General features: G+C 51.7%; 10 protein-coding genes. 6 read left to right on the plus strand and 4 right to left on the minus strand.

All coding sequences use genetic code 11. The features are described from left to right. Positions 1-47 precede the first annotated feature (47 nt). On the minus strand, positions 48-239 hold the full coding sequence (locus AC5JLP_RS02575) for a hypothetical protein (RefSeq protein ID WP_496066334.1): 192 nt from the start codon (positions 237-239) through the stop codon (positions 48-50). Between the two features lie 50 nt (positions 240-289). Between AC5JLP_RS02575 and AC5JLP_RS02580 the strand changes: the two genes are divergently transcribed. Further along, positions 290-550, plus strand: coding sequence for a hypothetical protein (locus tag AC5JLP_RS02580; protein ID WP_496066335.1), 261 nt, complete (start codon positions 290-292; stop codon positions 548-550). Between the two features lie 25 nt (positions 551-575). Here the strand turns inward: AC5JLP_RS02580 and AC5JLP_RS02585 are convergent, their stop codons facing one another. Further along, entirely contained in the window at positions 576-947 is a 372-nt protein-coding gene (locus AC5JLP_RS02585) for a clan AA aspartic protease (RefSeq protein ID WP_496066336.1), read from the minus strand. Beyond that, positions 944-1,240: a hypothetical protein gene (locus tag AC5JLP_RS02590; protein WP_496066337.1), complete on the minus strand. Its 297-nt coding sequence runs from the start codon at positions 1,238-1,240 to the stop codon at positions 944-946. Before AC5JLP_RS02590 ends, AC5JLP_RS02585 begins: the two co-directional genes overlap by 4 nt. 134 nt (positions 1,241-1,374) lie before the next feature. On the opposite strand from AC5JLP_RS02590, the gene AC5JLP_RS02595 reads away from it, so the two are divergent. From AC5JLP_RS02595 to psb34, 3 genes are all read left to right on the plus strand, one after another. After that, positions 1,375-2,100, plus strand: a complete 726-nt coding sequence (locus tag AC5JLP_RS02595; protein ID WP_496066338.1) for a Uma2 family endonuclease — start codon at positions 1,375-1,377, stop codon at positions 2,098-2,100. Between the two features lie 12 nt (positions 2,101-2,112). After that, entirely contained in the window at positions 2,113-2,946 is an 834-nt protein-coding gene (locus tag AC5JLP_RS02600; RefSeq protein ID WP_496066339.1) for a thiazole synthase, read from the plus strand. A 150-nt stretch (positions 2,947-3,096) separates the two neighbouring features. Next, on the plus strand, positions 3,097-3,267 hold the full coding sequence (psb34, locus tag AC5JLP_RS02605) for a photosystem II assembly protein Psb34 (protein ID WP_496066340.1): 171 nt from the start codon (positions 3,097-3,099) through the stop codon (positions 3,265-3,267). Between the two features lie 136 nt (positions 3,268-3,403). On the opposite strand, the gene AC5JLP_RS02610 is transcribed toward psb34, so the two are convergent. Further along, positions 3,404-3,535 (minus strand): hypothetical protein, encoded by a 132-nt coding sequence (locus AC5JLP_RS02610; RefSeq protein WP_496066341.1) that lies wholly within the window; start codon positions 3,533-3,535, stop codon positions 3,404-3,406. A 15-nt stretch (positions 3,536-3,550) separates the two neighbouring features. Between AC5JLP_RS02610 and AC5JLP_RS02615 the strand changes: the two genes are divergently transcribed. Then, entirely contained in the window at positions 3,551-6,289 is a 2,739-nt protein-coding gene (locus tag AC5JLP_RS02615; protein ID WP_496066342.1) for a tetratricopeptide repeat protein, read from the plus strand. Between the two features lie 110 nt (positions 6,290-6,399). Then, positions 6,400-6,891, plus strand: coding sequence for a DinB family protein (locus AC5JLP_RS02620; protein ID WP_496066343.1), 492 nt, complete (start codon positions 6,400-6,402; stop codon positions 6,889-6,891). Positions 6,892-7,057 lie beyond the last annotated feature (166 nt).

Consider the following 7,057-nt stretch of genomic DNA (forward strand, 5'->3'; position numbering starts at 1 on the left):
CTTTACCCTGCTCAAGCTAGAGGTTAGCTATCCTTACACCTTTAGGACTACCCAACGTTTAACCCTGCCTCTAGTAAAGGGATCAGTAAGCGCCCTGTTCCAACCATTGCTTCCAAAATTCTTCCACCGCTTTGAGAGAGATGTTGAATGAAGTAAGGAACATCAGCGTACTTGCCGCCGACTGGTTTGGTAATTTCGTACACCTCTGTACACAAATTTCCGTAAATAGCTAGCGTCATCTCTACCGCCTACTCCTAATCAAGCACTGCCTTTACGATAACGTCCTGAGATGCTTAAACTGAAGCATGGAGACCTGAATGATGGGGATATTGATATGACCTTGGCTGAGGTGCTTCCGGCGGCGCGACAACTTTCTGCCATCGAAAAACTCAAACTCATTCGGATTCTCGTCGAAGATCTGGATACGGCTGAAGCGATCGCGCCCCTAGAACCGTTCAAGACTTATCACCTGCCAACGCCCTACGATAGCTTTGGTGCGGGTGCCGTTTTGATGGACGCGCTCAAACCAGCGGATAGCGATCGTCCGTAATGTATGCGATTCAAGTATTCAACGACTATCTCATAGCTTCTATGGTGACGATGCCGCGTTCTACTGCTTCAACTTGAAGCTTAAATCCATACAGCAAACTCATGCCTAAAAGTGGCTCTGATTCTGATGCTGCCACATCTACAACCTTAAGCTGTCCATCCCAAATGACGATCGCTCGGTACATCTGAAAAATGACCTCGCTGCCATCACCTAAGGTGACAGAATCACTGAATATCCAGGGCAACCCCAGCGATTCAATCATGAATGATGGGAGAGAGAGGAAGCCTGAAAATCCTGTATCAATCAATGCCTCAACCATTTGCTTTGGCGCGTCACCATGACCGACCGCGATCGACAACATCGCTTCACAATGTTGAGTCACCCAGCCTTGCATCATACTGACTTTTTCAGGCTCCGCGCAAACCGATACACCGTGCGATGCCCGATCCGAATGACCCAAGGCTGAGCATCAGGAACGCGTTCGTAGAGTCTATCTGTCGCTGCGATCGTGTCGTCTGCCACTTCAAACGATCCAGTCTCAATATCAATCGCCACAATCTTGCCATGATTGCCTTCTTCAACCTGCTGGCGCACCTGAGACTCATAAAGCTCGTCACCGCGTCGAGCGAACTCTTCTTTGCTGTAGCGGGGTTGCCGTTGGTGAAACCTCTCCTCTGGAGAAACGCTCATAGGCTTGACCCTCATCTCAATGTTACCCCTTGATTTTAACCTGGGCGATTGGTTGGACATCGCCACAAAAGCTGTAACAGTCGTAACACTGTGATCTACGCTGGAAAGAGCAGCAGAAAGGAACGCCAATGGTCATGACCTCATCGCCCATCATCTACCCGGAATCAGACGGACTGCCAATGGCAGAGAACACAATCCAGTTTGAGTGGATTGTCTACATCAAAAAAGGTCTGGATTGGCTGTTTATTGACGATCCCACCGTGTTCGTTGCGGGTGATTTGCTCTGGTACCCCGTCGAGGGCGACAACAAATTGCGGCAGGCACCCGATGCGATGGTGGTGTTCGATCGACCCAAGGGCGATCGCGCCAGCTACCAACAGTGGCTCGAAGATGACATTCCGCCCCATGTTGTGTTTGAGGTGATTGCACCCGGTCACACCATTCCTGAAATGACTCGCAAATTTCAGTTTTACGAGCGCTATGGTGTCGAGGAATACTATATCTATGACCCCGATCGCTCCAGTCTTGGTGGCTTCATCCGCCAGGACGATTGTTTAGAAGCCATCGAATCAATGGATGCCTGGGTTAGCCCCCGGTTGAACGTTTGCTTTGGCTTAACACCAGACGGCGATCTCGTGCTCATCCGTCCCAACGGGCAACCCTTTGAAACCTACGAGCAGATTGCCGAACGGGCAGAGCAAGAACGATCGCGCGCAGACCACGAACGCCAGCGGGCCGATAAAGAACGACAACGAGCGGATGTGGCGGAACGTCGCGCCCAACAAGCTGAAGATGAAATTAAGCGACTCAAAGCGCAACTACACGCGCTAGGACATGCCCCTGATGCTGCAACGAGTTGAGGACTTATTCCCATGCAAATGTTAGACCGACCGTTAGACCGTGCCGCCGATGATGTGTTGACGATCGCCGGCCGCACCTTTAAATCGCGCCTGATGACGGGCACTGGTAAATATCGCAATTTTGACGAAATGCGCCAGAGCATTGCTGCCAGCGAGTGCGAAATTGTCACTGTGGCTGTGCGACGGGTGCAGACCAATGCGCCAGGGCATGAAGGACTGGCAGAAGCACTGGACTGGACCAACATCTGGATGCTGCCCAACACCGCAGGTTGCCAAACTGCCGATGAAGCAGTACGTGTGGCTCGTTTAGGGCGCGAAATGGCAAAGCTGCTAGGGCAAGAAGACAACAACTTCGTCAAGCTGGAAGTGATTCCCGATACCAAATACTTGCTACCCGACCCGATCGGCACCCTTGAAGCGGCGGAAAAGCTCGTCAAAGAAGGATTCGCCGTTTTGCCCTACATCAACGCCGATCCACTGCTGGCAAAGCGATTGGAAGAGGTAGGCTGTGTGACGGTGATGCCGTTGGGGTCACCGATCGGCTCTGGTCAAGGGCTGAACAACGCAGCCAATATTCGCATCATTATCGAGAACGCGACCGTGCCTGTCGTGGTGGATGCGGGTATTGGAGTACCCAGCGAGGCCGCGCAGGCAATGGAACTGGGAGCCGATGCGCTGTTGATCAATACGGCGATCGCTCAGGCGCAAAATCCTGCTGCAATGGCACGCGCGATGAATCTGGCCGCGCAGGCCGGACGGCTCGCCTACCAAGCGGGACGGATACCCATTAAGACTTACGCCAGCCCCAGTTCACCGACCACTGGTACAATCCACGCCAAGCCGTAGCGCGCTAGAGGTCGTGTTAAGTATTATTGCGACAAGTAACGTTTCGATGTCTTCTAGGTCGTTTGACAGATCTTTTTGGTATGAATGTAAGCTAACTCCATTTTTTGTTAAAATTCTGTTACAATTCACTGAAATACCTGAGGATAATTTATGCGTTATACCGTTGAAGAAGGCGGCCGTTTGAACAACTTTGCGATCGAGCCCAAAATGTACCAGGCTGAGCCACCCAATACCACTCAAAAGCGGAACTACATCGTTTTAGGGGCTGGAGCTGTCGCTCTGGTCGGTGGACTTTTATTTGTTGCCGTTTCCGTTTCCTAACAACGCACCCTTTTGATAGCAAACTTCTGACGCAAGTTTAAGACGCTACCAAAACGAACGACTTTAAAAAGCAACCGGGCTGTTTACTTTAAGTGAATGCCCGGTTTTGTCATTCCACGCCTGCATAAAGGGGTATCTACTGCCAATTCGCCGCTGCCAACGGTGAATTGACTCGTCCAAGCAATGTCAGCCTTTCATCCTGAAGCCGCGATCGCTCCTTTGAAAAGAGTGGTATCGGCTTCAATTCCAAGGCTGCTTCGCGCGACACGGCGTACTACCTGCAATGCAACTCGCTGAACGTTCTTCTCCGTCTTCTCCCCACGATCGTGTTTCTCAGGTCTTTTCAGGGCAAAACCAAAAAGCATATCTGCGCCTGAAATTAGCACTGAGTCTAGGCTTACGCCGACAAATCTTTTTGGCTATGTGCGATGATGTAGCGCTGCGCAATCGTCTGGCGGCTCGTCTCTACGCAGAGTTGGGGTATGCGTCGCCGAAACCGATTGCAGTCAGAGCGACAGCCGCACACGCGCTGGATACTGCCGTTAGCGTGGCGTCTTCGCACGACAGCCTGTTTGTTGTAGCAAACGATGGTGATTCACCGTCAGTCCCGTCCACTGCTCCTCTCCCCGCTTCGTTGCCCTATCCTCGGTTGGTGAGCCTTAACCTCAACCTGAACGATCCCAACCCGATGGTACAGATTGCGGAGTGGTTGGCACAGTACCCACCACCTAAAGACACGAATGCGCGATCGCGATCGCCTGGATTTCAAATTTTGGGCATTGAGCGTCTCACTCGTCAGCCTGCACTTGTGCAAAAGCGCTTTCTCAATTCGTTACAGCAGATTGAACACTACTTATCCTGCTTAGAATCGCCGCTGCTGCTCTGGTTGCCACGTCCCTGGCTGAATGCAGTGAAACAATCGGCTCCTAATTTTTGGAACTGGCATACGGCCCTGTTTGAATTTGAAGGCGACCCAACGCCAGTAGCAACCGTTGCCGCTCGTCCGCCTGCTCACCATACAGTTTCCACTGCACGTTTAGAACCCAGTGTTAGCGGTGATTGCCATCAGCACATAGCATCTCCAGTAGTCCCAGTGCAATCTGCAGCAACGGTGCATATCCAGGAGGAAGCAGCCGCTATCGATCTAGCAGCCCCCCCTGCCAGGAATGAACTGCCTGACGGAACGCAGCTTCATAGCGCACTGTCTGATGACGGACTGGACAAAGGGACGACTGCTCAAACAACTGAGACGGTCGAGCATAGCTCCACACCACTAGCCCCCACATCATCAGCAAGCAGCGCTCCCGTTGCCAAGGACGATCTTTGGGAGATTCTCACACATGATCTGGCGCTGCTGAGCCAGCCAAAGGAGTCGCAAGGCCTTCCATCAGAGCCGATAGCTGAGGAGCAGCCTGACCCCGTTGTATACGCAACTGAAGCAATTGTGCCAGCGATCGCAGAGCCTGTACAAGTAGCTGATCTGGCAGTGCCTGATCTGAACGCCCCATCGGCCGCTAGTGGTAATGACCAAGCCAATACGGTTGAACCTGCTGGAGCTACCGCATTAGAGACCAAGCCTATCGCCGCTGCGATCGCAGACCCCGTCGCTGAGCCTCAATTGGATACGGCTGCTATCCCCTCCAGTCAAAATCAAGCGGCTCTAGACTTAGCAGACTTAATTTTGGCTGTAGTCGCTGAAGAAGACGGAGACCATCCCTCTAGCCAGAATGCTCAAATTATTCAGGCATTGCAGCAGATTGAGCAGCTTCATTTGCAAGAGGCACCCAAGGCTACGCTTCTCGCGGCGTACCAAAATCTAGGCAACCTTTGCCGTGATCGTATCGAGCAAGGCTATGCCTCCTCGCGGCATTTGTTGTTGACCATTTGTGTATATGAGCAGACATTGCAGTGGTTGGATGATGACTCACTCCTGTGGTCTGACATCTTGAACGATATTGGCAACCTGTACTGGATGCTAGCTCGGCACGAATTGACCAGTGATGATAGCTTGACTTATTTAGAGCAGGCGATCGCGGCTTACCAGCAGGCCCTAACCAGCACCAATCCTGAAACGCGTCCTCATAACTACGCGATGATTCAGAACAATTTGGGGTCTGCTTACGGCGATATGGCGCGGTTCCGTCCACCAGCAGAGAGCCTAGAGCAGTCTGTTGCGGCCTATGAAGCGGCCTTACGCTATCGGCAACTACATGATGATCCGGCCCGCTACGCGGCCACGCAAAACAACCTTGGCACGGCGTACTGGAATCTAGCTCAGCACCAGCAGCCCGTGCGACGACTCAAGCAGTCGATCGCGTCTTATTTTGAAGCCTTACGCTATTACAGCCCCGACTGTGAGCCTATGCACTATGCCATGATCCAAAACAATTTGGGTACGGCGTACTGGAATCTGGCCCAGCAACCTCAGACAAATTTGGGGGTTGGCACGGCAAAAGGCAAAGATTTATCAGGAGCCGATTTGTTACAGCGCGCGATCACGGCCTATCAAGCAGCGTTGGTTTATCGTACCCTTGCTGCTGCGCCTGCTGCCCATGCAGCGACGCAAAATAACCTTGGCACGGCCTGCTGGCAGTTGGCTATTCTACTAGCTAATCAGCCTGAACAGCGCTATGAACTGTTGCAGCAGGCGATCGCCTCCTACAAAGAGGCAATCGCAGCGGTAGACTACCTCTCTGAGACAAAAGCACCTCATACTCACGGCCTCTCCTTCGACCCTGCGGCAACGCACAATAATCTTGGGCTTGCTTACTATCAACTTGCGATTGACAAGCACAGTCGAGAAAGCAGCACCCAACGTTTTGCTGGCCTCGAAGCGGCACTGCACAATCACCTTCAGGCGCTCCAAGCATGGCAAGCCCAGCCAGACCTTTATCAAACTGTTTTCAGCTATATTTTACAAACGATGCGTGCCTTCCACAGCGAATTTGGCACTAAAGGTCAAACACAAGCGTTATCCCAAGTCCCCGCGAATTTGTTGCCCGATGTGTTGAAGCAGATTTAGATGAAGAGGGTAGGAAGTGGGGAGTAGGGTGTAGGGTGCAAAGAAATACAAGAGAGCTAACTCAAAACTCAAAACTTCTTACCCTACCCCTCATTCCTCTCTTGCCCCTCATGCTCATTCAACATTTTCAAATGCTGGCGCGGTACAACACGTTGGCGAATTGTAAACTCTATGATGCTTGTGCTCAGCTTTCAGAGACAAAACGCACTTGTATTCGCCCAGCCTTCTTCAAAAGCATTTATGGCACACTGAATCACATTTTGGTGAGCGATCGCATCTGGCTTACTCGCTTCACAGGTGGCATGATTCCCTCTACCGGACTCGACGCCATTCTCTATGAAGCGTTTGAGGAGTTACGCGCTGCCCGCACGGTTCAGGATGAACACATTGAAGCGTTTGCGGCTAGTTTGACAAACGAGTTTCTGGGTCAATCCCTTCAGTATGTCAACAACCAGGGGCGGCACCTCGACGATCCAGTCGATTTACTGGTTGCCCACTTTTTCAACCATCAAACTCACCATCGCGGGCAAATTCACGACATGTTGACGCAAACCGATATTGCTCCACCGTCATTGGATATGCATCGCGTGATTCGACCTTGATTGAAGAGCCAGAAGTCAGGCGTCAGTAGCTAGAAATTACAGTTAGCCCTTTGCTAACTGAATCGCTCACCAATGCCGCAAATCCTTTACCTCAAAGCATTGCAGAACCCATTAATCCCTCTTTTGTTACTACGGTGGAGGAGAAGAAATTCAAGTCCCATCAAGC

This window comes from Stenomitos rutilans (assembly GCF_059505485.1).

Excerpts from the sequence above, each read along its gene's own strand:
- AC5JLP_RS02575 (WP_496066334.1), bottom strand. The coding sequence starts at position 239 with ATGACGCTAGCTATTTACGGAAATTTGTGTACAGAGGTGTACGAAATT.
- AC5JLP_RS02620 (WP_496066343.1), top strand. The coding sequence starts at position 6,400 with ATGCTCATTCAACATTTTCAAATGCTGGCGCGGTACAACACGTTGGCG.
- AC5JLP_RS02590 (WP_496066337.1), bottom strand. The coding sequence starts at position 1,240 with ATGAGCGTTTCTCCAGAGGAGAGGTTTCACCAACGGCAACCCCGCTAC.
- AC5JLP_RS02600 (WP_496066339.1), top strand. The coding sequence starts at position 2,113 with ATGCAAATGTTAGACCGACCGTTAGACCGTGCCGCCGATGATGTGTTG.
- psb34 (WP_496066340.1), top strand. The coding sequence starts at position 3,097 with ATGCGTTATACCGTTGAAGAAGGCGGCCGTTTGAACAACTTTGCGATC.
- AC5JLP_RS02595 (WP_496066338.1), top strand. The coding sequence starts at position 1,375 with ATGACCTCATCGCCCATCATCTACCCGGAATCAGACGGACTGCCAATG.
- AC5JLP_RS02615 (WP_496066342.1), top strand. The coding sequence starts at position 3,551 with ATGCAACTCGCTGAACGTTCTTCTCCGTCTTCTCCCCACGATCGTGTT.
- AC5JLP_RS02585 (WP_496066336.1), bottom strand. The coding sequence starts at position 947 with ATGATGCAAGGCTGGGTGACTCAACATTGTGAAGCGATGTTGTCGATC.
- AC5JLP_RS02580 (WP_496066335.1), top strand. The coding sequence starts at position 290 with ATGCTTAAACTGAAGCATGGAGACCTGAATGATGGGGATATTGATATG.